Consider the following 26,962-nt stretch of genomic DNA (forward strand, 5'->3'; position numbering starts at 1 on the left):
AGGCCTGTATGCAAGATAATGCCCACAAAGACGACGAAACTTCCCTGTTCGCCCAGGAAATGCGCGGCGTAAAGCGCATCCAGGACGACCGTGCCGACACCGGCAAGCCCAGGACCGACCTCAAGCAACTGGCCACCCGGCGGCAGAATGCCACCGTCCGCGCTGCCAACGTCAAGGTCGATGGGCTCTCGGACCAGTTCATCATCGATGTTGGCGCCGAAGATGAGCTGCATTGGGCCCGGGATGGCGTCCAGGAAGGCCAGATGCGTAAGCTCAAACAAGGCCAGATCGGCTTCGAGGGCAGCCTGGACCTGCATGGCATGACCGTCGAGAAGGCCCGTGAGACCCTGTGGGACTTCATCGCCGAAGCCACCCGCTTTGAGGTGCGCTGCGTGCGCGTAACCCACGGCAAGGCCGCGCGCCTGGACGGCAAGCGTCCGTTGATCAAAAGCCACGTCAACACTTGGCTCCGCCAGCACCCGCAGGTACTAGGCTTCACTTCCTGCCTGCCAAAACATGGCGGCACGGGCGCGGTTTACGTGATGCTGCGCCGCACCATGCTTGAGGGCCGTGACGAGTGAGCCAAACATCCACCAATCGCTCGACGGGTGCCGCATACCCTTGCCAGCATCGCAAAGGCGCCCTACCCTGCGCCTTTGCGTAAATCCCCACAGGAATTTCCATGTCCCTGGAACAGCATTACACCGCCATCCTCGACCAGATCGGCGAGGACGTCTCCCGCGAAGGCCTGCTCGATACCCCGAAGCGCGCCGCCAAAGCCATGCAGTACCTTTGCCGTGGTTATGAGCAAACGCTGGAGGAAGTCACCAATGGCGCCCTGTTCAGCTCCGATAACAGCGAAATGGTGCTGGTGAAGCACATCGAGTTGTATTCGCTCTGCGAACACCATCTGCTGCCGTTCATCGGCAAGGCGCACGTCGCCTACATTCCCAACGGCAAAGTATTGGGCCTGTCCAAGGTGGCGCGCATCGTCGACATGTACGCCCGGCGTCTGCAGATTCAGGAAAACCTCAGCCGCCAGATTGCCGAGGCCGTTCAGCAGGTCACGGGCGCGCTTGGCGTGGCCGTGGTTATCGAAGCCCAGCACATGTGCATGATGATGCGCGGTGTCGAAAAGCAGAACTCGTCCATGGTCACTTCGGTGATGCTCGGAGAGTTCCGCGAAAACGCAGCGACTCGCAGTGAATTCCTCAGCCTGATCAACAACTGAAGCGGAACACATGCATAAAAAAGCCGGCTGATGCCGGCTTTTTCCTTTCTGGTGTTCCTAAAAACTGCGTCCATCCACCTTCACGACCTTCAGGCCATCCAGCGGCACATCCTCAAGACAGCGCACATTAACCGCCGCCATGGCATTGCCCTTCGGATCAAGGGCCTCGCCAAACGGCCCACAGCCGCAGGTCGCGCAGAAATAGTGGGCGATGTGCATGCGATTGAAGCGGTAGGTAGACAGGTCCGATTCGGGTGTCTCGAGGTGCAACTGGTCGCGAGGGACAAACCACAACAGGTAGCCGCGCCGGCTGCACAGGGAGCAATTGCAGTCCATGACCTGCTCCAGGTTTCCCTCAACCTCGAACGCGATTTTTCCGCAGTGGCAACTGCCTCGGTACTTCATGGTGCGCGCTCCTTCGGAAGCCTATGGACAGGCTGGAGCCTCCAAGTTAGCCCAGCAGCACTGAACCCGCCATGCCGAGTGCAGGGGCGCATAGCCCACCCTGCGACAGTTAGGCCAGCCCCAGATGAAAAAGCCGGCATAACGCCGGCTTCAGTCAATCGAGCATACCCACATGCCGTGGATGGCTGGCCACACGTTGCAGCCAGGCCAGGATCGCCGGGTATCCCGAGAGGTCAAATCCCCCCTCGTGAGCCACATGCGTATAGGCGTAAAGGGCGATGTCAGCGATCGAGTAATGCTCACCCACCAGGTACGTCGTGCGCTGCAACTGCTTTTCCATCACCTTGAGCGCCTTGTGGCCGCGCACGTGGCAGACCTTGTATTCCTCCAGCCGCTCGGCGGGCATGCCTTGGTAGAGCTGGATGAACCGCGCGACCGCAATGTAGGGTTCATGGCTGTATTGTTCGAAGAACTGCCACTGCAGCACCTGAGTCCGCAAGCGTGGCTCGCTGGGCAGCAGGTCGCTGCCCTCGGCCAGGAAATTGAGGATGGCGTTGGATTCCCAGAGGGTGGTGCCATCTTCCAACTCCAACACCGGGATCTTGCCGTTCGGGTTCTTTTCCAGGAACTCGGGGCTTTGCGTCTCACCCTTTAGGATATCGATCGGCACCCATTGGTAAGGCAGCCCAAGCAGATTGAGGATCAGCTTGACCTTGTAGCAGTTGCCCGAGATGTAATCACCGTAGACCTTGTACATCCTCACCCCTCCCTTGTGATCAGGCGGCCTCGGCCGCATGGGCCTGGCGAATGACGCTGGCGAGCCGCTTCAGCCCCTCGCCCAGGCGCTCCGGCGCCACGTGGCTGAAGTTCAGGCGCAGGTGACCCGGATGCTGATCCGGATCGATGAAGAAAGGCTCGCCCGGCATGAATGCCACATTCTGCTCCAGCGCTGGCTTGAGCAGTGTACGGGTATCGAGTGGCTGCTTCAGGGTCAGCCAGAAGAACAGCCCACCCTGGGGGATTTCCCAGGTCGCCAGCTCACCGAAGTGCTCTTCCAGCGCTGCTTGCATCGAATTGCGGCGAATCCGGTAGAAGTCGCGCAGCTCGGCCAGATGCTGGCGGTACTGCTCGGTACCGAACCATTGCAGCGCTTGCCACTGGCCGATGCGATTGGTGTGCAGGTCGGCGGACTGCTTCAGGCGCAGCAGGTGCGGGAAGAGGTCCGGCGTTGCTATCAGGAATCCCACGCGCAGGCCAGGCAGCAGCGTCTTGGAGACAGTGCCGGTGTAGATCCAGCTGGCCTTTTTCAGGCGGCTGACGATAGGCGTTGCGCAGCCTTCATCGAACACCAGCTCGCGGTAAGGTTCGTCTTCGATCAGGGTAACGCCGAACTCGTCGAGCAATGCCGCCACGGCATCGCGCTTAGCCTCGCTGTAGCGGGTGCCGGACGGATTCTGGAACGTCGGGATCAGGTAGGCAAAGGCCGGCTTGTGCTGCTCCAGGCGCTGACGTAGTGCAGCCAGTTCGGGGCCATCGGCCTCCTGGGGTACAGCGATGCAGTCGGCACCGAACAACTGGAAGGCCTGGAGCGCCGCGAGGTAGGTCGGAGCCTCCAGCAGCACCTCGGTGCCCGGATCGATGAACAGCTTGGATGCCAGGTCCAGGGTTTGCTGGGAACCGCTGACGATCAGCACCTGGCTGGCCTCACAGGGTACGCCCAGCGCTCGCGCCTCGGTGGCAATGGCCTCGCGCAGCGCCGGCTCGCCCTCGCTCATGCCGTACTGGCCCATGCTCGCCGGCATCTCGGCCCACTCCACTTTCGGCAGCATCGGCTCGGCCGGCAGCCCTCCGGCGAAAGACATCACTTCCGGACGTTGGGCGGCGGCAAGGATTTCACGGATCAGGGAGCTTTTCAGGCGGGCAATGCGTTCGGAGAAGGCCATGGAATGTCACCGGGTGCGGAAGCAATAAAATTAAGTCAAACTGCTTGACCGAAACTACGACGCCAATGACAGATACGTCAATATGCTTGACCTGAAAAATCCAGCCATTCAGCAAGCCGCCATGGAAGCGTTCTTCTTCGGCTACCAGGCCTTCACCAGCAAGCCGGACGAAATTCTCGCCCGGCGTGGTCTGTCGCGGGTGCACCACCGGATCCTGTTCTTCATCGCCAAGTACCCCGGCCTGAGCGTCAAGGAACTGCTCGGCTATCTGGGCGTCAGCAAGCAGGCACTGAACATACCACTGCGGCAGCTGATCGAGATGCATCTGGTCGAAAGCGTCGCCGCCGACGATGACAAACGTAAACGCTTGCTCGGTTTCACCGCGGAAGGCGCGAAGCTCGAGCAGGCCCTGCGTCGAGAGCAGGCACGCCTGCTGCAGCGAGCGTTCAGTGAAGCAGGCGAAGAGGCCGTACGCGGCTGGCTACAGGTCAACCAGGCCTTGTGCAGCGCCCGGCAAAGCGAAGTAACCGAGCCCTAGACCTTGCGCCCCGCGAGCTCGCCAGCGGCCTTGAAGAACACCAGCATCATTGCAGCGCCAGCGGCGATCAGCGGAAACAAGGCCAATAGCATCAGAATCACTGTGGCGAGAAGGATGCCCCCCGCCAGATCCAGCCAGGCCATGACCCGAAAAACCGGGTAGGCGTTCTGCACCTTGAGCAGGCAGACGGCCATCCAGGTGGTCAGCGCTCCGGAAAGCGCCAGAACGCCAAAATACAGCAGCATCGACCACCCGGGCTCAAGGCTTGCATCTCCCAGCACAAAGTCCAGTAACTCCACTAGCAGGCTCGCCACCACTACCGCCCAGACCGGCCATCCCAGGCCGACTGCGGAGAAGCGCGCCTCAGCAAAGCGCTTGAGCTGGATCAGCAGGTAGCAGCCAAGCAACGTCAGGGCTGCACTCAGCCAATCGGCGCTGGTCGCCATGGTGTCACTCTGCATGGCTCCGCTGGCGGCGGCCAGTCCGGTCAGGACCAGGGTGCCAACGACACTCACCAGGCTCAGCCAACCCAGCAGCCTGAGCTGTTCCGGGCTCCAGCCAAGCATCTGGCGCGGACCAGCGTCGTCGACCAGCTCGACCTGAGGTGCAGCATAGGGATTTTCGTCCATGGGTATCGCTCTACCTGGGGAGGAATGTCACGACACTAGTCCCTGAGCGGCCGCCTGCCAACCGACTGTATTGCCCAACCTGCGTGTTGCTGTATCGGGACTCGGCGAACAGGCAAGGCTTAGGCTGCGAGCACAACGACAAGGTGACCGCCATGAGCCTGGAACTATTACTCGCATTTACCCTTTTCGCCTTCGTCACTTCGGTGACGCCTGGCCCTAACAACATGATGTTGCTGGCTTCCGGCGTGAACTTCGGTGTTCGTCGCAGCGTGCCGCACATGCTCGGTATCAGCCTGGGCTTCATGGTGTTGGTGATGGCGGTGGGACTCGGCTTCGCCCAGGTCTTCGAGCAGATTCCAGCCCTGTACACAACATTGCGTTATGCCGGTGCCGCCTACCTGCTCTACCTGGCCTGGAAGATCGCCGGCTCCGGGGCACCGGACAGCAACAGCTCAGAGCGCCAGCTACGCCCCTTCACCTTCCTGCAGGCTGCTGCATTCCAGTGGGTCAACCCCAAGGCCTGGGTCATGGCAATCGGCGCCATCACCACCTATACGCCTCAGGAGGACTTCGCCACCAACGTGCTGTTGATCGCCGGCCTCTTCGCCCTGATCAACTGCCCCAGCGTCGGCCTCTGGACGGTGGCTGGGAGCCTGCTGCGCCGCTGGCTTGATGAACCGCGCATACTGCGCCTGTTCAATATCGGCATGGCTCTACTGCTGGTGGCCTCGCTCTACCCCATCCTGGTCGACGTCAACGGAAGCCTGTGATGCATCCACGCACCGAAAATCCTGCAGCCCCAGCACGCTTGCGCCCGCTGGCGGACTCCTCCCCCTCCGCAGTGGTGGCAGGCTTCATCGCCATGCTCACGGGTTACACCAGCTCGCTGGTGCTGATGTTCCAGGCGGGACAGGCTGCAGGCCTCAGCAATGCACAGATTTCTTCGTGGATCTGGGCGCTCTCCATTGGAATGGCCACCACCACCGTCGGCCTGTCGCTGCGTTACCGCACCCCGATCGTCGTCGCTTGGTCGACGCCCGGTGCCGCGCTTCTGATCACCAGCCTGCCCGGTGTCAGTTATGGCGAAGCCATCGGCGCCTTCATCGTCTGTGCCCTGCTGCTCAGCCTGGTCGGCCTGACAGGTGGCTTCGAACGATTGATGCGTCGTCTGCCCGGCTCGCTGGCCTCCGCCCTGCTGGCCGGGATCCTGTTCAAGATCGGTAGCGAGATCTTCATTGCCGCCCAGCACAGGACCTCACTGGTGCTGGCAATGTTCTTCAGTTACCTGCTGTTCAAACGCCTGCAGCCGCGCTATGCGGTACTTGCGGCATTGGTGGTGGGCTGTGTTGTTGCAGCAGCACTTGGCCTGCTGGATTTCCGGGGCTTCGAGTTTGCCCTCGCCAAACCGGTTTGGACCTCCCCTGAGTTTTCGCTGACGGCGATGATCAGCATCGGCATCCCACTGTTCGTGGTGGCCATGGCTTCGCAGAACATCCCTGGGATCGCCGTGCTCCGCGCCGACGGCTACCAGGTGCCCGCTTCCCCCCTGATTTCGGTAACCGGCATCGCATCGGTACTACTCGCACCCTTCGGCTCCCATGGCATCAACCTGGCTGCGATCAGCGCCGCCATCTGCACCGGCTCCCATGCCCATGAGGATCGCGACAAACGCTACACGGCAGCGGTCTGGTGTGGCCTTTTCTATGGCGCCGCAGGCACCTTCGGTGCCACCCTGGCAGCCCTCTTCGCCGCGCTGCCCAAGGAACTGGTGCTGTCCATCGCCGCCCTGGCGCTATTCGGCTCGATCGGCAGCGGCCTGACAGCCGCCATGCATGAAGCGAAGGAACGCGAGGCGGCGCTCATCACCTTCATGGTCACCGCCTCCGGCATGACCCTGCTCTCCATCGGTTCAGCCTTCTGGGGCCTGATCGCCGGGGTGCTGACCTTACTGATCCTCAACTGGGGTGGTGAGAAGCAGAAATGAAGAAAGGCGCCGGAAGGCGCCATTCACGCTATGGGGGAACCTGTGGGGGCGAATTCGTTCGCAATTCAAACCGGCATTCTGGCCAGTACCCCTCACCTCTCCCCCTGTCCCAGAGGGAGAGGGGCGTGGTCCGTGTGAGACTTCAGATCGCCGTCGCCCCGCCATCCACGGCGAGGGCATGACCCGTGGTGAATCCGGCAGCATCGTTGCAGAGATAAAGCACCGCCGCGGCGATTTCCTCTACTTTGCCGATGCGCCCAACCGGGTGCATGGCGGCGGCGAACTCGGCCTTCTTCGGGTCGGCTTCGTGCGCACGGCGGAACATATCAGTGTCGATCACCGCCGGGCACACTGCATTGACCCGCAGTTTTTTCTTCGCGTACTCGACCGCTGCCGACTTGGTCAGGCCGATCACCGCATGCTTGGAGGCGGCATAGATGCTCATCTTCGGCGCGGCACCCAGCCCCGCCACTGACGCGGTATTGACGATCGCACCACCGCCCTGGGCCAGCATCAGTGGAATCTGGTGCTTCATGCACAACCACACGCCCTTGACGTTGACGCCCATGATGGCATCGAACTCGGCTTCGCTACCCTCGGCCAGCTTACCTTTCTCGATCTCGATGCCGGCGTTGTTGAAGGCATAGTCCAGACGACCATAAGCCGCGAGCGTACCCTCCATCAGTGCCTTGACCTCTGCGTCACGGGTCACATCGCAGCGGATGAAGCACGCTTCGCCGCCAGTATCGCGAATCAGTTGAACTGTCCCCTCACCGCCGGCGGTGTCGACATCGGAAACCACCACTTTCAGGCCTTCGGCAGCGAACGCCAGGGCAGTCGCCCGGCCGATTCCATTGGCAGCGCCGGTGACCAATGCAACCTGGCCGGAAAAATTCATGCTCATCTGTTCATCCTCGATGGATTAAAACCTGCGCCGAGTCTAGTCAGTCACCCGCCAGCCGCGTCAGCATCATCAGGACTCTGGTGGGCCAGGCATCCATTTCAATGATGCTCAACCGGAAACCAAATCACCAAGATCCATGGCACTACATTCGGTCGGCCAACCACCCTTGCCGCTTCGGTGCAGGCGGACTATCACCATCGTTTCCTGATCCCGGAGCCCCAACCATGACCTTGCACAACCGCCAGTTCCTCCTTGCCCAGCGCCCAATCGGCCCGGCCACCCGCGAGACATTCAACTTCGTTGAAACGCCAGTCGCCGAGCCTGGCCCCGGCCAGATTCTCGTGGAGAACCTCTACCTGTCGCTGGATCCGGCCATGCGCGGCTGGATGAATGAAGGCAAGTCCTACATCCCGCCAGTTGCGTTGGGTGAAGTGATGCGCGCCCTGGGTGTTGGCAAGGTCATCGCCTCGCAGCACCCAGACTTCGCCACGGGGGATCACGTCAACGGCGCACTGGGTGTGCAGGACTACTTCCTCGGCGAACCCCGAGGCTTCCACAAGGTGGACCCAAGCCGTGCACCGCTACCGCTCTACCTCTCGGCGCTGGGCATGACGGGAATGACCGCCTACTTCGCCCTGCTGGATGTGGGCCAACCCAAGGCGGGCGAGACCGTGGTCATCTCCGGCGCCGCCGGTGCAGTCGGCAGCATTGCGGGCCAGATCGCCAAGCTCAAAGGCTGTCGTGTCGTTGGCATCGCCGGCGGGGCCGAGAAATGCCGATTCCTGGTGGACCAACTGGGCTTCGACGGCGCCATCGACTACAAGGCGGAAGACCTGCACTCGGCGCTCAAGCGCGAATGCCCGCAAGGCGTCGACGTGTATTTCGACAACGTCGGCGGGGACACCCTCGATGCCGTGCTCACTCGAATCAACCTCAAGGCCCGTGTAGTGATCTGTGGCGCAATCAGCCAGTACAACGCCAAGCAGGCAGTGAAGGGGCCGGCCAACTACCTGTCGCTGCTGGTCAATCGCGCACGCATGGAAGGCATGGTGGTGATGGACTACGCCCCACGCTTCGGCGAGGCCGCAGCGGAGATCGGCCGCTGGCTGGCCAGCGGCAAGCTGAAGAGCAAGGAAGACATCGTCGAGGGGCTGGAAAGCTTCCCGGAGACCCTGGGTAAGCTGTTCAGCGGGGAGAACTTCGGAAAGCTGGTGCTGAAGGTCCGTTGAGCCGGACTGAGCCGCGGGTGGGCCGGGCGGCCCACCCAAGGAGACGGGTGAGCTTCAGGCCAGTTCAGCGACCACCGCCGCTAACGCCTTGGCCGGGTCGGCGGCCTGGCTGATCGGCCGGCCGATCACCAGATAGTCGGAACCGGCATCCAGGGCCTGGCGCGGCGTGAGGATACGGCGCTGGTCATCCTGGGCGCTACCGGCCGGGCGGATGCCCGGAGTCACCAGTTGCAGCCCCGGGTGGGCGGCCTTCAGGGCCGAGGCTTCCTGGGCCGAACACACCAGCCCGTCCATACCGGCCTTTTCGGCGAGGGCAGCCAGGCGCAGCACCTGCACCTGGGGTTCGACATCCAGGCCAATTCCCGCCAGGTCCTCACGCTCCATGCTGGTCAGCACGGTCACGCCGATCAACAACGGCTTGGGCCCATTGAACTTGTCGAGGGTTTCGCGGCAGGCCGCCATCATGCGCAGGCCACCCGAGCAGTGCACATTGACCATCCACACGCCCATCTCGGCAGCGGCCTTCACCGCCATTGCCGTGGTGTTGGGGATGTCGTGGAATTTCAGGTCGAGGAACACCTCGAAGCCTCTGTCACGCAGAGTCGAGACGATCTCCGAAGCGCAGCTGGTGAACAGCTCCTTGCCCACCTTGACCCGGCACAGCTTCGGGTCGAGCTGGTCGGCCAGCCGCAGGGCTGCTTCACGAGTGGGAAAGTCGAGGGCGACGATGATCGGCGTCTGACAGGCGGACATGGGGAAAGCTCTCTGGCAAATCGGAAACGGCGCGCATTGTAGCGGAAGCAGGCGCGCGCCGCTGCCTCAAACCAGATGGTCGATCATGAAGGCCGTCATGAAACCGGCCAGGGTAATCAGGCCGGTCCAGGCATGCGTGGTTTCGAATGCATCCGGGATCAGTGTATCCACCAGCATGCAGAGCACGGCGCCTGCCGAAAAACCGAGGGCGAATGCCAACCAATTGGGCTGAACATCGGCGAACAGTCCAGGGCCGGCCATGGCCGCCAGCCCGGAAAGCAGCACTATCGCACCCCAGAGGCCGAACACCAGCCAACCACGACGCTTCTCGGCACGCAGGCCGGCCGCGCTGGCCAGCCCCTCGGGCAAGTTCGCGAGAAAGATCGCCACCAGCATCATTACGCTGACTTGGCCGCTATCCAGTAACCCGAGGCCAAGCCCCAGAGACTCGGGAATGCCATCCAGGAACGCCCCAACGGCGATCAACAGCGCCACCATCGCCCCACCGTCCTTGGACCGGTGGTGCATCTCCAGCCTTTCAATGAACTGGCTGGCCACGACGAAAACCACGCCCCCCGCCAGCAGGCCCCCCAGGGTCGGCCACAACCCGCCAATGCGCTCGGCATCAGGAATCTGCCCAAAACACAGTGCAGCGATCAGGACGCCGCTGCCGTAGGCCATGACCGAAGCCACCACCTTCTGCGGCAAAGTCACCAGAAAACCGATCGCCGCGCCCAGTAGCAGGCTGCTTGCCGCCAGCCACCCCCAGAGGCCAGCCTGGATAGTCATGGGTATCTGCATACATCCTCCTTCGAATCCCTTCGGCCACCGTTCAGGCGGCACCTCCAACCGCTTGTCCGAACAGGCATTCCCCGTCCGCTGCCAAGCCACGGGCATCATAGGCCAATGCATCGGTTGGAAGGACCGCTTCAGGCTCCCCAAGCCATGGAACGTGGAAAGGCGCGTGCAATCGAATACAGTGGAGTCCTTTGAATCGGGAGACTCGACATGCCTTGGTATGCGTGGCTGATATTGGTTCTGGCGATCGGCTCAATCGTTGGCAGCCTCATGCTGCTGCGCGACACGGCGAAAAAGCTGCCCTTGACCGAGGAACAACTCAAGCGCGTCCACGAGCGCAATGCAGAGGCGGACGCCAAGGACGCGAAGGACCGTTGAGATCACGTCCAAACAGGCCGTTGAAGAAGGTTGCTCACGGCCACAACGGTACCCGCTAGACTGCGGCATCGCCACAAGGAGGTGCCATGCCGCTCCATCTGCAACTGCTGATTCCTTTCATCGTGCTTGCCCTGGGTCACGGCCTCGGCGGAGTCCAGGTCAGCGGCCTGCTCACGGGCATCCTATTTACCGCCTGGGTACTCGCCGGCGAGCGGCTGTCGGCGCGGTTCTGGCTGCCAATCACCCTGCTCGCCGCAACTGCCCTGGCCGCCCATTTGCTACCGGGCTTCAAGCCCCTGCTGCTGAGCGCCCCGCAAGCGCTCAGCCCAGACGCACCGCCCTACGCCTTGCGCCTGTCATGGGACAAGCTGCTGGTGGGCATGACGCTGCTGGCTTGGTGGCTGGGCCGTCCACGTACAGCCTACGGCAACCTGAGGCTGACATGTCTGGTGATACTGACGACCCTGCTGCTGGTGCCGCTGCTAGCCCTGGCACTCGGCCTGGTAGCCTGGCAACCGAAGTGGCCAGGACTGATCTGGGAGTGGTTGGCGGTCAACCTGCTGGTGGCGGTCCTGGCGGAGGAACTGCTGTTTCGCGGGCTGTTGCAGCCAGCGCTGGTCTCAAGACTGGGCGTCTGGCCGGGTCTCCTGGCCACCGCAGCGCTATTCGGAACAGTTCACCTGCCCTTCAGCCCCCTGTTCGCCCTGCTGGCCGGATGCGCGGGGCTCGGCTATGGCCTGGCGTTCCATTACAGCGGGCGGTTGACTGCGGCCGTGGTCTTGCACCTGGCCGTCAATCTGAGTCATCTGCTGTTGCTGAGCTACCCGCTGCGGCTGGTCTGACTGTCACGCCATAAGGCGCGAATATCCTTTCGAGCTGGCCATTGGCACGCAACTGTTCCAACAGCGTGTGAAATGCACGACCGCTGATTGGCGCCTGGGGGCGGAGCAGCGCGAAATGGCGATATCGCTGGTCGACCTGATCGCTGACCAGGAACCGACCGGCCTCCTGTGGGTGGGCTTCAAGATAGGCGCCGAAGTACGAACGGGTCACCAAGGCAATATCCGCCCGTTCCCGCAGGAGCATGCGCAAGTTGCTGTCGTGGGAATAGCTGAGTTTGGCGTTGAATTCCAGTTTGAGAAACTGCGGATCGGCGTTGAAGCCGGCAAAGCCGTAGTGGTAGCCGCTGAACAAAGCAAGGCGCTTGCCGCTCAAGTCGTCGAAATAGCGCTGGTCACGCCCCGGTCGAGACGCAGCGACGAAGACTTCAGTGTCTTCAAGCCCCATGTCGATGCGAACGCTGGGAATGCCCTGCCACCCCCAGTCCGGATTCTCGAATACCGCCAGGTCGATCCGGCCTTCCTGGAAATCCCGAAAACGACGCGGAATGGCCGTGGGGCGCATGACAAAACGGTAGTCGGACTGTATTGCATTGAGCGCAGCCAGAAACTCCAGCAGCAGGCCACTGGCGTCGGCTGAATCAGGTTTGACGACATAGGGAGGAAACTGTGCGCCGGCAACCTGTACCGTTTCCGTCGCATGCGCGGTCGCTGAGACGAGCGAGGCGCATAAGCACAGCCACACGCCAATCCACAAGCGCAGACCACCCTCCATAGTCCCCACCACTCTCTACAAATGCTGGCACATTGCCTCAGACTACGCGAAACCTGTGACCGTCCTCACTCCCTGATCAAACCGATCGTGACGTGCATCACATTTGTTGCAATCGATTCAGCCGTCCTTCAGCACCAGCGTAAGCGCCTGCTCTGCAAGCTCATCGAGCGTCATTGGCCCTTCCGGGCGAAACCAGGTCGTGGTCCAGCTCAGAGCGCCTGTCAGGAAGCGCCGCAGAATGAACGGGTCAGTCGTGCAATATCCTGCTGCGCGGGCCTCCGCCAGCACCTCCAGCCAAATCTGCTCATAACTTTCGCGCAATCCGAGGATGTAGCGCTGGCCCTCCTCGGACAGCGACCGCCATTCGTAGACCAGCACCGCCATCGCTTCGCCGGTTCCGCCCATGATCGACTGCAGTTCGCAACGGATCAGCGCCAGCACCCGTTCCCGCAGGTCGCCTGCATCGCTCAGCGCGGCCTTCATCACCGCGGTGTTGTAGAGGACGGTCTCCTCCATCACCGACCGCAAGATTTCATCCTTGCTCTTGAAGTGGTGGAAGATGCTGCCGGACTGGATACCCACGGCGCTGGCCAGGTCGCGCACCGTGGTGCGCTCAAAGCCCTTGCTACGGAACAGGTGCGCGGCGGTCTGCAGCAGCTTTCCGCGCGCACTCTCCGGATCAGTGATCTGGCCGGTGGCGACCAGTTCGCGCATCACCGCCTGGGCTTTTTCATCGTCAAGGCTCATCGAAATCACCGTCGTTAGGCTGCTCGCAGTCCCCACTCAACTGAGGAATGGTCTGCAAGTCTCTGTCTTGATTGGTGAAATCTATGCCTCCGCCGTACACCAAGCAAGCGCTTGGGTAAAAAATCCTGCGCGCTCCACTTTTCAACCAAGCGCTTGCTTGGTAGTGTTTTCCCTATCTTCCCTACGCGCTGCGGATATACCAATGACAAAGACCGTACGCATCGGCTGCGCCTCCGCTTTCTGGGGCGACACCTCTACCGCCGCCTCCCAGCTGGTGAAGGGCGCCGCGCTGGACTATCTGGTGTTCGACTACCTAGCCGAAATCACCATGTCGATCATGGCAGGGGCTCGGCTGAAGAATCCCGATGCGGGCTACGCCACCGATTTCGTCGAAGTGCTCGCCCCGCTGCTGCCAAGCATCGCCGAGAAGAACATCCGCGTGATCAGCAACGCCGGTGGCATCAACCCGACTGCCTGCGCCAATGCCCTCGCGACTGCCTGCGAAAAGGCCGGCGTCTCCCTGAAGATCGCTGTGCTGCACGGCGACAATCTGCAGTCCAGGCAAGGTGAACTGGCCAAGGCCGGCACGACGGAAATGTTCAGCGGCGCGCCCATGCCGTCGATGTGCGTGTCGGTCAATGCCTACCTCGGCGCCCCCGGCATTGTCGAAGCCCTGCGCCAGGGCGCGGACATCGTGATCACCGGACGCGTGGTGGACAGCGCAGTAGTCAGTGCCGCCCTGGTGCATGAGTTCGGCTGGTCCTGGACGGACTACGACAAGCTGGCCCAGGCTGCCTTGGCCGGGCACCTGATCGAATGCGGTGCCCAGTGCACCGGTGGCAACTTCACCGACTGGGAAGCGGTGCCGGACTACGAACACATCGGCTTCCCCATCATTGAGGTCGAAGCCAGCGGCAGTTTCTGCGTGACCAAGCCGGAAGGCTCTGGCGGACTGGTCACGCCCTTTACGGTCGGCGAGCAGATGCTCTACGAAATCGGCGACCCGCGCGCTTACCTGCTGCCGGACGTAGTCTGCGACTTCACCCATGCAACGCTGGTACAGGCAGGCCCTGAAAGGGTCCTCGTCCAGGGCGCCCGCGGCCTACCGCCGACCGCGCAGTACAAGGTCAGCGCCACCTATCCGGACGGGTTTCGCTGCACCGCCAGCTGCCTCCTCGCCGGGATCGATGCGGTGAAGAAAGCCGAGCGCGTCAGCCGGGCCATCATTGCCAAGACCGAGGAACTCTTCGCCGAACGCGGCTGGGGCCCCTACCGCGAGGTGAACATTGAACTGCTCGGCAGCGAAGCCACCTACGGCCCCCACGGCAAGCGCTCGGACAGCCGCGAAGTGGTGATCAAGATCGGCGTCAGCCACAGCCGCAAGGAGGCCCTGGCGCTGTTCTCCCGAGAGATCGCCCAGGCCGCTACCGGCATGGCGCCTGGCCTCACCGGAATCGTCGGCGGTCGCCCAACGGTGTATCCAGTGATCCGCCTGTACTCTTTCCTGGTGGACAAGTCCGCTTGCACACTGGAGGTTGATCTCACCGGGCAGCGCCACCTCGTCGAGCTGCCGGCCGTAGAAGCCTTCGCCGTCGAGGCCCTGGCCGATGACCTGGCGCCACCCGCTGCGCCGGGCCAAGCCGACGCCAGCGTCCCGCTGATCAAGCTCGCGGTGGCCCGCTCCGGCGACAAGGGCAATCACAGCAACATCGGCGTCATGGCGCGCAAACCCGAGTATCTGCCCTGGATCGCTGAAGCGCTGACACCGGAGGCCATCGTCGACTGGATGGGTCACGTGCTGGACCCACAGCTCGGCCGTGTCGCGCGCTGGTACTTGCCGGGCAGCCACAGCCTGAACTTCCTGCTGGAAAATGCTCTCGGCGGTGGCGGGGTCGCCAGCCTGCGTATTGACCCGCAAGGTAAGGCCTTCGCCCAGCAACTCCTGGAATTCCCCGTAGCCGTGCCCAAGGCACTGGCCGAAAGACTGCAATGAGCCACCTGACGCCTTTGTAGGAGCCAGCCTGCTGGCAAACGGCTTCAGCCCGGAGCTTCGCGAGCAAGAACTAGGCGTCCCCCTCGCTCCTGAAGCGAACAGAGCCCCCGACGCGACAGACGGAAGGACAACAAGAATGAGCTACGACTCGGTATTCAAGCCCGGCCTGTTCGCAGGCCAGACGATCATGGTCACCGGTGGCGGCAGCGGCATCGGCCGCTGCACCGCCCATGAGCTGGCAGCGCTGGGCGCCCACGTGGTGCTGGTGGGGCGCAAGGCGGAGAAGCTGGAAAAGACGGCAGGCGAAATCCACGAGGACGGCGGCAGTGTCAGCTGGCAGGCTTGCGATATTCGCGACGAGGAGGCGGTGAAGGCCATGGTCGCGGCCGTACTGGCCGAGCGCGGCAGCATCCACCACCTGGTCAACAACGCCGGCGGCCAATACCCGGCGCCGCTGGCTTCGATCAACCAGAAAGGCTTCGAGACCGTGGTTCGCACCAACCTGGTCGGCGGTTTTCTGGTGGCGCGCGAAGTGTTCAACCAGAGCATGAGCAAGACCGGCGGCAGCATCGTCAACATGCTCGCCGACATGTGGGGTGGCATGCCGGGCATGGGCCACTCCGGCGCCGCCCGTGCCGGCATGGAGAACTTCACCAGGACCGCCGCAGTGGAATGGGGCTACGCGGGCGTGCGGGTCAACGCCGTGGCACCGGGCTGGATCGCCTCCAGCGGCATGGACACCTACGAGGGCGCCTTCAAGACCATCATCCCGACCCTGCGTGAGCATGTACCACTCAAGCGCATCGGGAGCGAATCGGAAGTCTCCGCAGCCATCGTCTTTTTGCTCTCACCCGGCGCTGCCTTCATCAGCGGCAACACCATCCGCATCGACGGAGCCGCTAGCCAAGGCAGCCGAGCTTTCCCGCTGCCAAAGGCCAAGCCCGGGCAAAACCAGGCCTACAACGGCTTCCACCGAGCCTATCTGCCCGACGTGCTGAAGGATTGAGACGATGACGATCATCCAATCCGAACTGGACATCCAGGGCGACGACTTCGCCCGCAATCGCGAGGCCATGTTGGCGGCCATCGCCAGCTTCCGCGATGTGGAGCAGCGGGTGCTGGACAAGGCTAATGAGGCCAAGCCGAAGTTCCAGAAGCGTGGCCAGTTACTGCCCCGCGAGCGCCTGAACCTGCTCCTCGATCCGGGCGCGCCGTTTCTCGAACTCTGCTCACTAGCCGGCTACAAGCTACATGACGACAAGGACGGCACCCAGGCCGGCGGCGGCATCATCGCCGGCATCGGTTACATCGCTGGCGTACGCTGCCTGGTCAGTGCCAGCAACAGCGCGATCAAGGGCGGCACTATCTCCCCCACTGGGCTGAAGAAGACCTTGCGCCTGCAACAGATCGCTGTGGAAAACAAACTGCCGCTGGTGGCCCTGACCGAAAGCGGCGGCGCCAACCTCAATTACGCCGCGGAGATCTTCGTCGAGGGCGCGCGCGGCTTCGCCAACCAGGCCCGGATGTCGGCCATGGGGCTGCCGCAGATCACCGTGGTACATGGTTCCAGCACGGCGGGTGGAGCCTACCAGCCGGGTCTGTCCGATTACGTCATCGTGGTGCGCGGCAAGGCCAAGATGTTCCTCGCAGGGCCGCCATTGCTGAAGGCCGCCACGGGCGAAGTCGCCACCGATGAGGAACTCGGCGGCGCTGAAATGCACGCCCAGGTGGCCGGCACGGCCGAATACCTGGCGGAAAGCGACGCCGACGGCGTGCGCCTGGCCCGTGAAATTCTGGCCATGTTGCCGTGGAGCGCCCAGTTGCTGGAGCGCGCTCAGCGCAACTGGCGCGAACCCTTGTACCCGGCCGAAGAGCTGCTGGGCGTGGTCCCTGCCGATGCAAAGAAGCCTTATGACGTGCGCGAGATCATCGCGCGCATCGCCGATGGTTCGGAATTCCTGGACTTCAAGCCGGAGTTCGACAACCAGACCGTCTGCGGCCACCTGCGCATCGAGGGCCGCAGCTGCGGCCTGATCGGCAACAACGGCCCCATCACGCCGCAAGGGGCAGCCAAGGCCTCGCAGTTCATCCAGCTCTGTGACCAGGCCAATGTGCCGCTGCTGTTCCTGCACAACACCACCGGATTCATGGTCGGCACCGCCTCGGAACAACTGGGTGTGATCAAGCACGGCTCGAAGATGATCCAGGCGGTGGCCAATGCCCGGGTGCCCAAGCTCACCGTGGTCGTCGGCGGCTCCTACGGCGCCGGCAACTACGCCATGTGCGGCCGCGGCCTCGACCCCCGCTTCATCTTCGCCTGGCCCAACAGCCGCACCGCGGTGATGGGTGGCGCCCAGGCCGGCAAGGTGCTGCGCATCGTCACCGAGGAGAAGCACACCAAGGAAGGCAAGGAAGCCGACCCGAAGATGCTCGACATGCTGGAACAGATGACCGCGCAGAAGCTCGACAGCCAGTCCACGGCGCTCTACGGCACCGCCAATCTCTGGGACGACGGGCTGATCGACCCGCGCGACACGCGCAGGCTACTGGGCTATCTGTTGGATATCTGTGCAGAGGCGGAAGTCCGGCCACTCAAAGGCAATACGTTCGGCGTCGCTCGGTTTTGACGGCAGGGTGCGCCGTGCGCACTGCCCCAGATCACGGTGCGCACGACGCACCCTACAAGGAGAACAACAAAATGATCTTCACCCAGGAACACGAAGAACTCCGCCGCACGGTGCGCAATTTCGTCGACAAGGAGATCAACCCCCATGTCGACCAGTGGGAAAAGGAAGGACGCTTCCCCATCCACGACATTTTCAAGAAGGCCGGCGAACTGGGCCTGCTGGGCATCTCCAAGCCGGAAAAGTTCGGCGGCATGGGCCTGGACTACAGCTATTCGATCGTCGCCGCCGAGGAGTTCGGCACCATCCACTGCGGCGGCATCCCCATGGCCATTGGCGTGCAGACCGACATGTGCACCCCGGCACTGGCCCGCTTCGGCTCCGACGAACTGCGCGAGGAGTTCCTCCGCCCGGCTATCGCCGGTGAAATGGTCGGTTGCATTGGCGTGTCCGAAGTGGGCGCCGGCTCCGACGTTGCCGGGATGAAGACCACTGCCCGCAAGGAGGGTAGCGACTATGTGATCAATGGCAGCAAGATGTGGATCACCAACTCGCCCAGCGCCGACTTCATCTGCCTCCTGGCCAACACCTCCGACGACAAGCCCCACGTCAACAAGTCGCTGATCATGGTGCCGATGAACACCCCCGGCATCAGCCTCAGCGCGCATCTGGACAAGCTCGGCATGCGCAGTTCGGAAACCGCCCAGGTGTTCTTCGATAACGTTCGCGTGCCGCAGCGCTACCGCATCGGCCACGAAGGCGCCGGTTTCATGATGCAGATGCTGCAGTTCCAGGAGGAGCGAATGTTCGGGGCCGCCAATATCCTCAAGGGGCTGGAGCACTGCGTCGATGTCACCATCGACTACTGCAAGGAACGCAGGACCTTCGGCAACCCGCTGATCGAAAACCAGGTCATCCACTTCCGCATGGCCGAGTTGATGACCGAAATCGAATCGCTACGCGCCCTGGTCTATCAGGCAGTGGAGCTCTACGTCAGTGGCAAGGACGTCACCCGCCTTGCCTCTATGGCCAAGCTCAAGGCTGGCCGTCTGGGCCGTGAAGTCACCGACGCCTGCCTGCAGTATTGGGGCGGCATGGGCTTCATGTGGGACAACCATGTCTCCCGCGCCTACCGCGACACCCGCCTGGTGTCGATTGGTGGCGGTGCCGACGAAATCATGCTGGGCATCATCTGCAAGCTGATGGGCATCCTGCCGGGCAAGAAGAAAGGCTGAACCCCGAACCTGTAGGAGCCAGCTTGCTGGCGAATGCTGCGAGAAGCTTCGCCAGCAAGCTGGCTCCTACGAAAATCCTGCGAGGACACCGGCATGACCGCTTTGCCGAGTACCGACACCCTGCTGCTGGAACAGGCCGATGGCGTGCTGCACGTCACCTTGAACCGTCCGCAGAACCGCAATGCCATGAGCCTGGAGATGGTCGAGGAATTGCGCGCCGTGCTGGCTGCAGTACACGATGACCTCGGCGTGCGCGCCCTGGTGCTGCGCGGGGCGGCTGGACACTTCTGCGCCGGCGGCGACATCAAGGACATGGCCAGCGCCCGGGCGACTGGAGAGGACGCCTACCGCACGCTGAATCGCGCCTTCGGCCGCCTGCTGGAAGAAGCCCAGGCACAGCCCCAGACGCTGATAGTGGTGCTGGAGGGCGCCGTACTCGGTGGCGGCTTCGGCCTGGCCTGCGTGTCGGACATCGCCATCGCCCGGCAGGACGCGCAGTTCGGCCTGCCGGAAACCAGCCTCGGCATCCTCCCGGCGCAGATCGCCCCCTTCGTGGTCAAGCGCATCGGCCTGACCCAGGCCCGCCGCCTGGCCCTCACTGCCGCCCGTTTCGACGGCAGCGAGGCGCAGCGCCTGGGCCTGGTGCACTTCGCGGAAGGCGACAGCGCAACGCTGGAGCAGCGTCTGGCCCAAACGCTGGAACAGGTGCGCCGCTGTGCACCAGGCGCCAATGCCCAGACCAAGGCGCTGCTGCTTTCGACCGATGTCGAGCCGCTGGGCCCCTTGCTTGACCGGGCGGCCGAGCAGTTCGCCAAAGCCGTGACCGGCGCCGAGGGCAGCGAAGGGACCCTGGCCTTCGTGCAAAAGCGCAAGCCCAACTGGGCGCAGTGACCAACTAGCCCTCTCCCTCCGGGAGAGGGGTGGAGTGAGGGGGGCCTCCGCGCGCAGGCCTCCTCCCTCAGCCGAACGCGGCCCGCCCTGGCCCCCATCCCAAGGGGCGGGAGGAACAGAACCAAGGAGCCAATTGACATGCCCAGCTTCAACAAAATCCTGATCGCAAACCGCGGCGAGATAGCCTGCCGCGTGTTGCGCACAGCCCAGGCGCTGGGCTACCGCACCGTGGCCGTCTACAGCGAGGCCGACTGCGATGCGCGCCATGTGCAACTGGCGGACGAGGCGGTATGCATTGGCCCTGCCCCAGTGGGCCAATCGTACCTCTCCATCGAGGCGATCATTGCCGCCGCAGGAAAGACGGGCGCCGATGCCATCCACCCCGGCTACGGCTTCCTTTCCGAGAACGCCGGCTTTGCCCGCGCCTGCGAGGCCGCTGGCCTCACTTTCATTGGGCCAACCGTGGAAGCCATCCACCTGATGGGCAGCAAGCGCCTATCCAAACTGGCCATGCTGGAAGCCGGGGTGCCCTGCATCCCCGGCTACGAGGGCGCCGAGCAGGACGACGCCACCTTGGCCCGCGAGGCCGAGCGCATCGGTTACCCGCTGATGATCAAGGCCAGCGACGGAGGGGGCGGGCGCGGCATGCGCCGGGTGCAGAGCGGGGATGAGCTGGCAGCGCAACTGCGCACCGCTCGTTCAGAGGCGCTCAATGCCTTCGGCAGTGCCGAGCTGATCCTGGAAAAAGCCGTGCTGCAGCCGCGCCATGTGGAGATCCAGATATTCGGCGACCAGCACGGCAACCTGATCTACCTCGGCGAGCGCGATTGCTCGGTGCAACGCCGCCACCAGAAGGTCATCGAAGAAGCGCCCTGCCCGGTCATGACCCCCGAGCTGCGCCAGGCGATGGGTGAAGCAGCAGTCAGGGCCGCGCGCACGGTGAACTACGTCGGTGCAGGCACGGTGGAGTTCCTACTCGACGCCAATGGCGCCTTCTACTTCCTGGAAATGAACACCCGCCTGCAGGTTGAGCACCCGGTGACCGAGCTGGTGACCGGCCAGGACTTGGTGGCCTGGCAGATCAACGTGGCAGAGGGGCAACCCCTGCCGCTGCGCCAGGACGAGGTGCGTCTCGACGGTCACGCCATCGAGGTACGGCTGTATGCCGAGGTCCCAGCCGCGGGCTTCCTGCCACAGACCGGCCAGGTGCTGCGCTGGGAACCCGCTGAGCTCGATGGCATCCGCATCGATCACGGGCTGGTCGAAGGCCAGGCGGTTACCCCCTTTTACGACCCTATGCTGGCCAAGGTCATCGCCTGGGGCCGCACCCGCGACGAGGCGCGACGCAAGCTGGCGCGGGCGGTAGAAGACTGTGTGCTGCTCGGCGTGAACGGCAATCAGCGCTTCCTCGCCAATCTGCTCCGTCACCCGCACTTTGCAGCCGGCCAAGCCACCACGGCCTTCATCGACGAACAGTTCAGCGACGACCCGAGTCTGACTCCACAAGCTGTCAGCCCGGTCGAGTTGGGGGTGGCGGCCGCCCTGCTCTACCACGCTTCAGCCATGTCCACTGCCCATCAGGGCGGACTGGCTGGTTGGCGCAACGCCCGTAGCACTCCTTGGCGCTTCAGTCTGCGCCAGTGGGAACACAAGCATGAGGTCGAACTGACCGTCAGCGAGACTGGTGAGCGGCCCCGCCTGCTCGCCAAGGTTGGCAATGACGAACTCGCCATTTGCCTGAGCCAAGCCGATGGCCGCTGGGCCGTGATCGAACTGAACGGCATTCGCCGCCGTATTGCCTACCATCAACAGGCCGAGCGTCTATGGTTGTTTGGCCCAAACGGCAACCTCGAACTGCTCGACGTGACCCACGAGCCCGCCAGCGGCCAGGCTGGCGCCAGTTCCGGCACCGTGAAGGCCCCGATGGACGGTGCCATCGTCGACGTCCTGGTGAGCGAGGGGGAACGGGTCGGTAAGGGCCAGCTGCTGGTGGTGCTGGAGGCGATGAAAATGGAGCATCCGCTCAAAGCAGGGATCGACGGCATCATCCGCTGCGTCCAGGTAATCAAGGGCGATCAGGTGAAGAGCCGCCAGCTGCTGGTGGAAATCGAGGAAGCCTAGCGTTCTTGTGCAGGTGCACTCATTCGCCAAGGGCTGCAACGGGGCCACAAGAACAACAAAGACAGCAAGAACAACAAGAACAATCAGGAGAACGCGCATGTCACTGTCCGGAAAAACCCTGTTCATCACCGGCGCCAGCCGTGGCATCGGCCGCGAGATTGCCCTGCGCGCGGCCCGGGATGGCGCCAACATCGTCATCGCGGCCAAGAGCGCCGCAGCCCATCCCAAGCTGCCCGGCACCATATTCAGCGTTGCCGAGGAGGTCGAAGCGGCCGGCGGCAAGGCCCTCCCCCTGCAGCTGGATGTGCGCGATGAAGTTGCCGTCAAAGAGGCCATGACCAAAGCCGCCGAGCATTTCGGCGACATCGACGCCTTGGTGAACAATGCCGGCGCCATCAAGCTGATGGGTGTGGAGCACCTGGAGCCGAAGCGTTTCGACCTCATGTACCAGATCAACACCCGCGCCGTGATGGTGTGCAGCCAGGCCGCACTGCCCTTTTTGAAGAAAAGCGCCTCCGGCCACATCCTCAACCTCTCGCCGCCGCTGAATCTGGCGCCGAAATGGTTCGCCCAGCATGGCCCCTACACCGTCACCAAATACGGCATGAGCATGCTCACCCTAGGGATGAGCGAGGAGTTCAAGAGGTACGGCATCAGCGTCAACTCGCTGTGGCCGCAGACCATGATCGCCACTGCTGCCATCGAGTTCGAACTGGGCAGTCGCGATGCCTTCAAACGTGCGCGCACCCCGGCGATCATGGCTGACGCCGCCCACGCTATCCTCTCCAGCCAGGGACGCGTAATAACCGGACGCCTGTTGATCGACGAGGAGTTGCTGCGCGAGCAAGGGCAGACCGAATTCGAGCACTACCGCTTCGACCCGCAAGGAGGGTCCCTGGTGCCGGATCTATTCCTGGACTGAAGCCGTCCCGAACACGCCGGCCATGATCTTCCTTGCGGGGGCGAATTCATTCGCTACGGGCTGCGCAGCGGCCCCAATGGGCACTTGGGCAGTCCTGCGGACTGCTTAGCGAATGAATTCGCCCCCACAAAAGCTCAACAGCAGTCCGAGCTTCCCTGCATTTGCCCATCTGCCCACCCACAGTCGCGCCACGGTCATGGCCGCCCGCCCAGCACCGTTCTAGAGCGAGCCCACGCCTGCATGCAACAACGACAATACGCGAAGACCATGAGCCAAGCCGAACTGATCTCACAGTCTTGTAACCGGAGGGGAATACGGTCTGAAGCAGGTTGAGTAAAGACTTACAAGGGGGACGCCGAGTTCTTGCTCGCAAAAAGGTCCGCTTCGCAAGCAAGCTCGCTCCTACCAGAGATGCATCCAGTTGCAACACTTAACAGGGAAGGAGCCAATCCTTGCGCTCCCACGAGGTTTTTTCGCACCGCTCAGCGCTTGAACTCGAACTGCAGCTCGGCCCCTTCAACCGAACGCCAGTAATCGTCCTCACGCTGGTCGGTGATCAACTTGCCATTGAGCTGGAACGGACTCTGCGGCGCAGGCTTCTCAACGAACATCTGCGGTAGAAGTGGTGAAGGTGGGAGGCTTTCCATCACATCATTCTGTTCCAACTGCCTGGCCAGTTCCTCGGGCAGACTGAGGTCCAGCTTGGCATTGGGCTCTTCCGCCTTGGCCGTGACAGTGGCCGGCGGCAACTTGGGCTTTCTCGGGTCCGGTGCAGGAGACGCCGGTTTGGGTACCGGCGCCGCGGGTTTCGGCTCGGCCTTTTCAACGGGTTCTGGCGGCTCTTCGACGGGTGTCTGCGGGGCTGCAGGCACCGCTGGAGGATTGGGTAGAACGGGTGGCACAGCAGGAGGCGAGGCCTCCTTGTCACAGGCAGCCACTAGTGTCAGCGCAATACAGGCAGCAGCGAAACGGATCAAACGCATGGAATCTTCGGAAAGGTCAGTAATGCGAACATGCTCCACCTAAGCAGCCATCGAGGCAAGCCTGGCGCGACCGCTATTCACGGCCACGCGTCAGCTCACGCAGTTCGCCTGCAATATCCCGCTGCGGGTAGCGCGCCATCAGATCGTCGAGCAACTTCGCCGCCTCCTCGCGCTTACCGGCCTGCCGTAGCGCCAGGACCTGTCGCAAGCTGGCTGTCGGGTCGGCCAGAGGCGAGCTGGCCCCAGCAGTTTTCGACGCCTCCTGCATGGAAGCGGATTCAGCCTGTTGCCTTGCTGTTTCGTCGACGCTGTCAGCCATGGCGGAAGCCTTCTTCTCGGCCTGCACCGGCGGGCTGGCATAGGTGGCAGGCGCAGCCTTGGTCATAGGCGCTGGCGCGGCGATCGGTGAGACCTGGGCAGGTGGGGCGCCGAACTGCTCGAGGGCCTGTTCCTGGATCCGCATGGTTAGGCTGAGCCCAATACCCAGCGTGGCCAGGCCAGCCAATGCCACCGACCAACGCTGGCGCCCACCGTGGCTGGCCAGCCAATGCTGCAACCGTTCCCCCAGGCTGGGTTTGCCTTTACCGGCCTGGGCAGATGCGGCTTCCAGGATCTGCTTATCCAGCGCTGGCGAAGGCTGGTCCGTACTGTAGCGACGGTAATGCTCGAGCATCTCCTGCTCGGAGCTATCCGGCTTATGCGGCTTTAGGGTCATGCGGATACCTCCTCGGACGCAGCCGGGTCGGCCAGCAGCCGACGTAACTTCTGCAACGCGTAGCGCAGTCTGCTCTTGACCGTCTCGGCGGGTGTGCGGGTCAGTTCGGCGATCTCGCTCAATTCCATATCGCCATGGGCACGTAGTAGGAACACCTCACGCTGATCTCCCGGCAATTCGTCGAGGGCCTCACGCAGCCGCTGTTGATCCCGACTCAAGGACAGCGCCTGCTCCGGATCTGGTCCCCAATCGAACAGCGCATCGCCATGCACAGCTTCATCGAAGCGCTCCTGAAGGCCTTGCAATGGCCCGTGCTTGCGCCAGTGGTCAATCAGGCGATTGCGCGCGATCTGATACAGCCAGGTCTTGAAGCTGGCCTGACCAAGCGGCTCGGATGCGCTGCGGATCAGGTTCAGCCAGGTTTCCTGGAAAATCTCCTCGGCCAGGGCACCGTCACCAGACAAGCCACAAAGAAATCGATAAAGCCCAAGACGATGGCGAGCATAGAGCTCGCCAAAAGCCTCGGCATCGCCGCTTCGGTAGCGCCGCAGCAGGACGGCGTCGTCGTCCGTGAAGGGTCCGTTCACATTATTCCTTCCGTGCTTGAGCCGGGAGTGGAGTGTGCAGGCTCTGGGCGAGCTCTACCAGTTGGATGAACTCGCCACGCAAGCCGAAGCGGTCGTCGCCTCGGGCGCCTCGCGCCAGTCCAGCACTGTCAGCCATGGTGAAAGCACCGGTGTACTGGCCTCCCTTCAGCTGCTGGGCGAAGGCAGCCACCGCAGCGGCGAAGCGCAGGTCTTCACTGGCCTCCCCCAGCTTGGCAACCGCACCCGCAGGTATTGGTCGCTCCAGCAATGTGCTCTGCTCGGCACCCGGGGTCTTGTAGCGAATTCGCAACCAGGCCAGCTCGCCTGCCCTGCCCGCTGGCTGGGTGGCCTGTTGGTAACGCAACGGCTCCAGCCAACCCTTGCCACCAACCGGGACGATCTCATAGAGCGCGGTCACGGTATGGCCAGCACCGATTTCCCCGGCATCCACCTTGTCGTTGCTGAAGTCCTCACGCTTGAGCGCCCGGTTCTCGTAGCCAAGCAAACGGTACTCGCTGACTTGGGCCGGGTTGAACTCCAATTGCAGTTTTACATCTCGAGCAACGACCGCCAGCGTCGAGCTCAACTGGTCCACGAGCACCTTGCGCGCCTCGCGCAGGTTGTCGATGTAGGCGTAATTGCCATCACCCGCATCGGCCAGCTGCTCCATCAGACGCTCGTTGTAGTTGTCCACGCCAAAACCCAGGGTGGTCAGCGACACGCCTGTCTTGCGCCTGTCGGCAGCCAGTTGTTTAAGCGTCTCGAAGTCACTGATGCCCACATTGAAGTCGCCGTCGGTGGCCAGCAGGATGCGGTTGATGCCGTCGTTCAGCAGCCCCTTCTGCGCCTGGGCATAGGCCAACTGAATACCCGACTCGCCGGCCGTCGAACCTCCGGCGCTGAGCTGATCGATAGCGAGGCGTATTTTCGCCTTCTCACTCCCAGAGGTGGAGGTCAGCACCACCCGCGCCTCGCCGGCATAGGTGACCAGGGAAACCCGGTCCTGAGGACGTAGCTGGTCCACCAGTAGCTTCAGGGTGCCCTGCACCATGGGCAGGCCTTCGCGCCGGTCCATCGAGCCGGAGACATCCACCAGGAATACCAGGTTGGCCGGGGGCAGTTGCTCAACCTGACGATCCGACGCCTTGATGGCGACCCGCAACAGGCAACTCTGGGGGTTCCAGGGCGTCTGGGCCACCTCTATGCCGATGCCGAAGGGCACATCCCCCTCAGGCAACGGATAGTGATAGGGAAAATAGTTGACCAGCTCCTCCAGCCGCACGGCATCAGCAGGAGGTATCTGCCCGCCATTGAGGAAACGCCGCACATTGGCGTAGCTGCCGGTGTCCACGTCGATGCTGAAGGTGGAAACCGGATCACTGGCAACGGCATGCACCGGGTTGTTGGCCAGATGCTGGTACTGCTCGCGCGGCACATCGCGATAACCGGGCGGCAATGCGTCGGCCATGGGTGCGGGCATCGGCGCAACCTGCAGCATGCCGGAGTAGCTGGACCGCTCCGCCGGTGGAGCGGGCGCATTTGACTTGGCCTCGGCCTGGACCGGTGCCTCGCGCTGGACTTGGCTCGTTTGCGAATCACGACTATCGGCTTGGCCGCCCGTGGACACAGCGGAATCCTGTCCGCCGCAAGCTGCCAGGAACAGCAGAACACTTGCGGTGAAGCCGGCGGCAAGTGGCTGCTGGAGAATCGAAGAGTGACTGGACATGGACGCCTCCCG

At 63.0% G+C, this 26,962-nt stretch carries 28 protein-coding genes; 15 read left to right on the forward strand and 13 right to left on the reverse strand.

Features of this window, described 5'->3' with window-relative positions; all coding sequences use genetic code 11:
• Positions 1-8: 8 nt before the first annotated feature.
• Both J7302_RS19610 and folE read left to right on the forward strand, forming a co-directional pair.
• A complete protein-coding gene (locus J7302_RS19610) occupies positions 9-581 on the forward strand; it encodes a Smr/MutS family protein (protein ID WP_215378540.1) in 573 nt (190 codons plus the stop codon).
• A 101-nt stretch (positions 582-682) separates the two neighbouring features.
• Positions 683-1,231, forward strand: a complete 549-nt coding sequence (gene folE / locus J7302_RS19615; RefSeq protein WP_215378542.1) for a GTP cyclohydrolase I FolE — start codon at positions 683-685, stop codon at positions 1,229-1,231.
• 57 nt (positions 1,232-1,288) lie between these two features.
• On the opposite strand, the gene J7302_RS19620 is transcribed toward folE, so the two are convergent.
• The 3 genes from J7302_RS19620 to J7302_RS19630 all read right to left on the reverse strand — a co-directional run bounded on the left by J7302_RS19620 (position 1,289) and on the right by J7302_RS19630 (position 3,579).
• Positions 1,289-1,636, reverse strand: a complete 348-nt coding sequence (locus tag J7302_RS19620) for a GFA family protein (protein WP_215378544.1) — start codon at positions 1,634-1,636, stop codon at positions 1,289-1,291.
• Between the two features lie 154 nt (positions 1,637-1,790).
• Positions 1,791-2,393: a glutathione S-transferase family protein gene (locus J7302_RS19625; protein ID WP_215378546.1), complete on the reverse strand. Its 603-nt coding sequence runs from the start codon at positions 2,391-2,393 to the stop codon at positions 1,791-1,793.
• Positions 2,394-2,412: 19 nt separating this feature from the next.
• Positions 2,413-3,579, reverse strand: a complete 1,167-nt coding sequence (locus J7302_RS19630) for an aminotransferase-like domain-containing protein (protein ID WP_215378549.1) — start codon at positions 3,577-3,579, stop codon at positions 2,413-2,415.
• A gap of 82 nt (positions 3,580-3,661) precedes the next feature.
• Here J7302_RS19630 and J7302_RS19635 point away from each other — a divergent pair, with 82 nt between their 5' ends.
• Positions 3,662-4,117, forward strand: coding sequence for a MarR family winged helix-turn-helix transcriptional regulator (locus J7302_RS19635; RefSeq protein ID WP_215378551.1), 456 nt, complete (start codon positions 3,662-3,664; stop codon positions 4,115-4,117).
• Here J7302_RS19635 and J7302_RS19640 read toward each other — a convergent pair.
• Positions 4,114-4,746, reverse strand: a complete 633-nt coding sequence (locus tag J7302_RS19640; protein ID WP_215378553.1) for a hypothetical protein — start codon at positions 4,744-4,746, stop codon at positions 4,114-4,116. The genes J7302_RS19635 and J7302_RS19640 overlap by 4 nt on opposite strands.
• A gap of 152 nt (positions 4,747-4,898) precedes the next feature.
• Here J7302_RS19640 and J7302_RS19645 point away from each other — a divergent pair, with 152 nt between their 5' ends.
• On the forward strand, positions 4,899-5,516 hold the full coding sequence (locus J7302_RS19645) for a LysE family translocator (RefSeq protein WP_215378555.1): 618 nt from the start codon (positions 4,899-4,901) through the stop codon (positions 5,514-5,516).
• Positions 5,516-6,730 carry a benzoate/H(+) symporter BenE family transporter gene (locus J7302_RS19650; RefSeq protein ID WP_215378557.1) on the forward strand — a complete coding sequence of 405 codons (1,215 nt, stop codon included), beginning with the start codon at positions 5,516-5,518 and terminating at the stop codon, positions 6,728-6,730. Before J7302_RS19645 ends, J7302_RS19650 begins: the two co-directional genes overlap by 1 nt.
• A gap of 142 nt (positions 6,731-6,872) precedes the next feature.
• Here J7302_RS19650 and J7302_RS19655 read toward each other — a convergent pair whose 3' ends face one another.
• Positions 6,873-7,634 carry an SDR family oxidoreductase gene (locus J7302_RS19655; protein ID WP_215378559.1) on the reverse strand — a complete coding sequence of 254 codons (762 nt, stop codon included), beginning with the start codon at positions 7,632-7,634 and terminating at the stop codon, positions 6,873-6,875.
• 224 nt (positions 7,635-7,858) lie between these two features.
• On the opposite strand from J7302_RS19655, the gene J7302_RS19660 reads away from it, so the two are divergent.
• A complete protein-coding gene (locus J7302_RS19660; RefSeq protein ID WP_215378561.1) occupies positions 7,859-8,863 on the forward strand; it encodes an NADP-dependent oxidoreductase in 1,005 nt (334 codons plus the stop codon).
• Between the two features lie 54 nt (positions 8,864-8,917).
• On the opposite strand, the gene pyrF is transcribed toward J7302_RS19660, so the two are convergent.
• Both pyrF and J7302_RS19670 read right to left on the reverse strand, forming a co-directional pair.
• The gene (gene pyrF / locus J7302_RS19665; RefSeq protein ID WP_215378564.1) at positions 8,918-9,616 is read right to left on the reverse strand and encodes an orotidine-5'-phosphate decarboxylase; all 699 of its coding nucleotides are present in this window, start codon (positions 9,614-9,616) and stop codon (positions 8,918-8,920) included.
• Between the two features lie 66 nt (positions 9,617-9,682).
• A complete protein-coding gene (locus tag J7302_RS19670; protein ID WP_215378566.1) occupies positions 9,683-10,417 on the reverse strand; it encodes a ZIP family metal transporter in 735 nt (244 codons plus the stop codon).
• A gap of 207 nt (positions 10,418-10,624) precedes the next feature.
• Between J7302_RS19670 and J7302_RS19675 the strand changes: the two genes are divergently transcribed.
• Together J7302_RS19675 and J7302_RS19680 are read left to right on the forward strand one after the other, a co-directional pair.
• On the forward strand, positions 10,625-10,792 hold the full coding sequence (locus J7302_RS19675; RefSeq protein WP_215378568.1) for a DUF2897 family protein: 168 nt from the start codon (positions 10,625-10,627) through the stop codon (positions 10,790-10,792).
• A gap of 86 nt (positions 10,793-10,878) precedes the next feature.
• Positions 10,879-11,634: a CPBP family intramembrane glutamic endopeptidase gene (locus J7302_RS19680; RefSeq protein WP_215378570.1), complete on the forward strand. Its 756-nt coding sequence runs from the start codon at positions 10,879-10,881 to the stop codon at positions 11,632-11,634.
• On the opposite strand, the gene J7302_RS19685 is transcribed toward J7302_RS19680, so the two are convergent.
• Together J7302_RS19685 and J7302_RS19690 are read right to left on the reverse strand one after the other, a co-directional pair.
• The gene (locus tag J7302_RS19685) at positions 11,585-12,406 is read right to left on the reverse strand and encodes a substrate-binding periplasmic protein (protein WP_251702164.1); all 822 of its coding nucleotides are present in this window, start codon (positions 12,404-12,406) and stop codon (positions 11,585-11,587) included. The genes J7302_RS19680 and J7302_RS19685 overlap by 50 nt on opposite strands.
• Before the next feature lie 117 nt (positions 12,407-12,523).
• Positions 12,524-13,153, reverse strand: coding sequence for a TetR/AcrR family transcriptional regulator (locus J7302_RS19690; protein ID WP_215378572.1), 630 nt, complete (start codon positions 13,151-13,153; stop codon positions 12,524-12,526).
• 202 nt (positions 13,154-13,355) lie between these two features.
• Between J7302_RS19690 and J7302_RS19695 the strand changes: the two genes are divergently transcribed.
• The 7 genes from J7302_RS19695 to J7302_RS19725 all read left to right on the forward strand — a co-directional run bounded on the left by J7302_RS19695 (position 13,356) and on the right by J7302_RS19725 (position 22,939).
• Positions 13,356-15,146 carry an acyclic terpene utilization AtuA family protein gene (locus J7302_RS19695; RefSeq protein WP_215378575.1) on the forward strand — a complete coding sequence of 597 codons (1,791 nt, stop codon included), beginning with the start codon at positions 13,356-13,358 and terminating at the stop codon, positions 15,144-15,146.
• Between the two features lie 136 nt (positions 15,147-15,282).
• Positions 15,283-16,152, forward strand: a complete 870-nt coding sequence (locus tag J7302_RS19700; RefSeq protein ID WP_215378577.1) for an SDR family oxidoreductase — start codon at positions 15,283-15,285, stop codon at positions 16,150-16,152.
• A gap of 4 nt (positions 16,153-16,156) precedes the next feature.
• Positions 16,157-17,773, forward strand: coding sequence for a geranyl-CoA carboxylase subunit beta (gene atuC, locus J7302_RS19705; RefSeq protein ID WP_215378579.1), 1,617 nt, complete (start codon positions 16,157-16,159; stop codon positions 17,771-17,773).
• Positions 17,774-17,844: 71 nt separating this feature from the next.
• Complete coding sequence (gene atuD / locus J7302_RS19710; RefSeq protein WP_215378582.1) at positions 17,845-19,005, forward strand: citronellyl-CoA dehydrogenase; 1,161 nt, start codon at positions 17,845-17,847, stop codon at positions 19,003-19,005.
• A 93-nt stretch (positions 19,006-19,098) separates the two neighbouring features.
• Positions 19,099-19,896 carry an enoyl-CoA hydratase/isomerase family protein gene (locus tag J7302_RS19715; RefSeq protein ID WP_215378584.1) on the forward strand — a complete coding sequence of 266 codons (798 nt, stop codon included), beginning with the start codon at positions 19,099-19,101 and terminating at the stop codon, positions 19,894-19,896.
• Between the two features lie 138 nt (positions 19,897-20,034).
• Complete coding sequence (gene atuF / locus J7302_RS19720) at positions 20,035-22,017, forward strand: geranyl-CoA carboxylase subunit apha (RefSeq protein ID WP_215378586.1); 1,983 nt, start codon at positions 20,035-20,037, stop codon at positions 22,015-22,017.
• Positions 22,018-22,114: 97 nt separating this feature from the next.
• Positions 22,115-22,939, forward strand: a complete 825-nt coding sequence (locus J7302_RS19725; RefSeq protein WP_215378588.1) for an SDR family oxidoreductase — start codon at positions 22,115-22,117, stop codon at positions 22,937-22,939.
• 482 nt (positions 22,940-23,421) lie between these two features.
• Here J7302_RS19725 and J7302_RS19730 read toward each other — a convergent pair whose 3' ends face one another.
• The 4 genes from J7302_RS19730 to J7302_RS19745 form a co-directional block, all read right to left on the reverse strand.
• On the reverse strand, positions 23,422-23,922 hold the full coding sequence (locus tag J7302_RS19730) for a hypothetical protein (RefSeq protein ID WP_251702165.1): 501 nt from the start codon (positions 23,920-23,922) through the stop codon (positions 23,422-23,424).
• A gap of 73 nt (positions 23,923-23,995) precedes the next feature.
• Positions 23,996-24,637 carry a hypothetical protein gene (locus J7302_RS19735; protein ID WP_215378591.1) on the reverse strand — a complete coding sequence of 214 codons (642 nt, stop codon included), beginning with the start codon at positions 24,635-24,637 and terminating at the stop codon, positions 23,996-23,998.
• Positions 24,634-25,224: an RNA polymerase sigma factor gene (locus tag J7302_RS19740; RefSeq protein WP_215378593.1), complete on the reverse strand. Its 591-nt coding sequence runs from the start codon at positions 25,222-25,224 to the stop codon at positions 24,634-24,636. The genes J7302_RS19735 and J7302_RS19740 overlap by 4 nt, the downstream gene beginning before the upstream one ends.
• Position 25,225: 1 nt before the next feature.
• The gene (locus tag J7302_RS19745; RefSeq protein WP_215378595.1) at positions 25,226-26,950 is read right to left on the reverse strand and encodes a vWA domain-containing protein; all 1,725 of its coding nucleotides are present in this window, start codon (positions 26,948-26,950) and stop codon (positions 25,226-25,228) included.
• Positions 26,951-26,962 lie beyond the last annotated feature (12 nt).

Source organism: Metapseudomonas boanensis, from assembly GCF_018704125.1.
In the GTDB taxonomy this organism is placed as follows: domain Bacteria; phylum Pseudomonadota; class Gammaproteobacteria; order Pseudomonadales; family Pseudomonadaceae; genus Metapseudomonas; species Metapseudomonas boanensis.

Excerpts from the sequence above, each read along its gene's own strand:
- J7302_RS19630 (WP_215378549.1), bottom strand. The coding sequence starts at position 3,579 with ATGGCCTTCTCCGAACGCATTGCCCGCCTGAAAAGCTCCCTGATCCGT.
- J7302_RS19635 (WP_215378551.1), top strand. The coding sequence starts at position 3,662 with ATGCTTGACCTGAAAAATCCAGCCATTCAGCAAGCCGCCATGGAAGCG.
- J7302_RS19685 (WP_251702164.1), bottom strand. The coding sequence starts at position 12,406 with ATGGAGGGTGGTCTGCGCTTGTGGATTGGCGTGTGGCTGTGCTTATGC.
- J7302_RS19610 (WP_215378540.1), top strand. The coding sequence starts at position 9 with ATGCAAGATAATGCCCACAAAGACGACGAAACTTCCCTGTTCGCCCAG.
- J7302_RS19655 (WP_215378559.1), bottom strand. The coding sequence starts at position 7,634 with ATGAGCATGAATTTTTCCGGCCAGGTTGCATTGGTCACCGGCGCTGCC.
- J7302_RS19620 (WP_215378544.1), bottom strand. The coding sequence starts at position 1,636 with ATGAAGTACCGAGGCAGTTGCCACTGCGGAAAAATCGCGTTCGAGGTT.
- J7302_RS19735 (WP_215378591.1), bottom strand. The coding sequence starts at position 24,637 with ATGACCCTAAAGCCGCATAAGCCGGATAGCTCCGAGCAGGAGATGCTC.
- J7302_RS19715 (WP_215378584.1), top strand. The coding sequence starts at position 19,099 with ATGACCGCTTTGCCGAGTACCGACACCCTGCTGCTGGAACAGGCCGAT.
- J7302_RS19725 (WP_215378588.1), top strand. The coding sequence starts at position 22,115 with ATGTCACTGTCCGGAAAAACCCTGTTCATCACCGGCGCCAGCCGTGGC.
- J7302_RS19670 (WP_215378566.1), bottom strand. The coding sequence starts at position 10,417 with ATGCAGATACCCATGACTATCCAGGCTGGCCTCTGGGGGTGGCTGGCG.
- J7302_RS19745 (WP_215378595.1), bottom strand. The coding sequence starts at position 26,950 with ATGTCCAGTCACTCTTCGATTCTCCAGCAGCCACTTGCCGCCGGCTTC.
- J7302_RS19675 (WP_215378568.1), top strand. The coding sequence starts at position 10,625 with ATGCCTTGGTATGCGTGGCTGATATTGGTTCTGGCGATCGGCTCAATC.
- pyrF (WP_215378564.1), bottom strand. The coding sequence starts at position 9,616 with ATGTCCGCCTGTCAGACGCCGATCATCGTCGCCCTCGACTTTCCCACT.
- atuC (WP_215378579.1), top strand. The coding sequence starts at position 16,157 with ATGACGATCATCCAATCCGAACTGGACATCCAGGGCGACGACTTCGCC.
- J7302_RS19730 (WP_251702165.1), bottom strand. The coding sequence starts at position 23,922 with ATGCGTTTGATCCGTTTCGCTGCTGCCTGTATTGCGCTGACACTAGTG.
- J7302_RS19660 (WP_215378561.1), top strand. The coding sequence starts at position 7,859 with ATGACCTTGCACAACCGCCAGTTCCTCCTTGCCCAGCGCCCAATCGGC.
- J7302_RS19650 (WP_215378557.1), top strand. The coding sequence starts at position 5,516 with ATGCATCCACGCACCGAAAATCCTGCAGCCCCAGCACGCTTGCGCCCG.
- J7302_RS19680 (WP_215378570.1), top strand. The coding sequence starts at position 10,879 with ATGCCGCTCCATCTGCAACTGCTGATTCCTTTCATCGTGCTTGCCCTG.
- J7302_RS19700 (WP_215378577.1), top strand. The coding sequence starts at position 15,283 with ATGAGCTACGACTCGGTATTCAAGCCCGGCCTGTTCGCAGGCCAGACG.
- J7302_RS19640 (WP_215378553.1), bottom strand. The coding sequence starts at position 4,746 with ATGGACGAAAATCCCTATGCTGCACCTCAGGTCGAGCTGGTCGACGAC.
- atuF (WP_215378586.1), top strand. The coding sequence starts at position 20,035 with ATGCCCAGCTTCAACAAAATCCTGATCGCAAACCGCGGCGAGATAGCC.
- atuD (WP_215378582.1), top strand. The coding sequence starts at position 17,845 with ATGATCTTCACCCAGGAACACGAAGAACTCCGCCGCACGGTGCGCAAT.
- J7302_RS19690 (WP_215378572.1), bottom strand. The coding sequence starts at position 13,153 with ATGAGCCTTGACGATGAAAAAGCCCAGGCGGTGATGCGCGAACTGGTC.
- folE (WP_215378542.1), top strand. The coding sequence starts at position 683 with ATGTCCCTGGAACAGCATTACACCGCCATCCTCGACCAGATCGGCGAG.
- J7302_RS19695 (WP_215378575.1), top strand. The coding sequence starts at position 13,356 with ATGACAAAGACCGTACGCATCGGCTGCGCCTCCGCTTTCTGGGGCGAC.
- J7302_RS19625 (WP_215378546.1), bottom strand. The coding sequence starts at position 2,393 with ATGTACAAGGTCTACGGTGATTACATCTCGGGCAACTGCTACAAGGTC.
- J7302_RS19645 (WP_215378555.1), top strand. The coding sequence starts at position 4,899 with ATGAGCCTGGAACTATTACTCGCATTTACCCTTTTCGCCTTCGTCACT.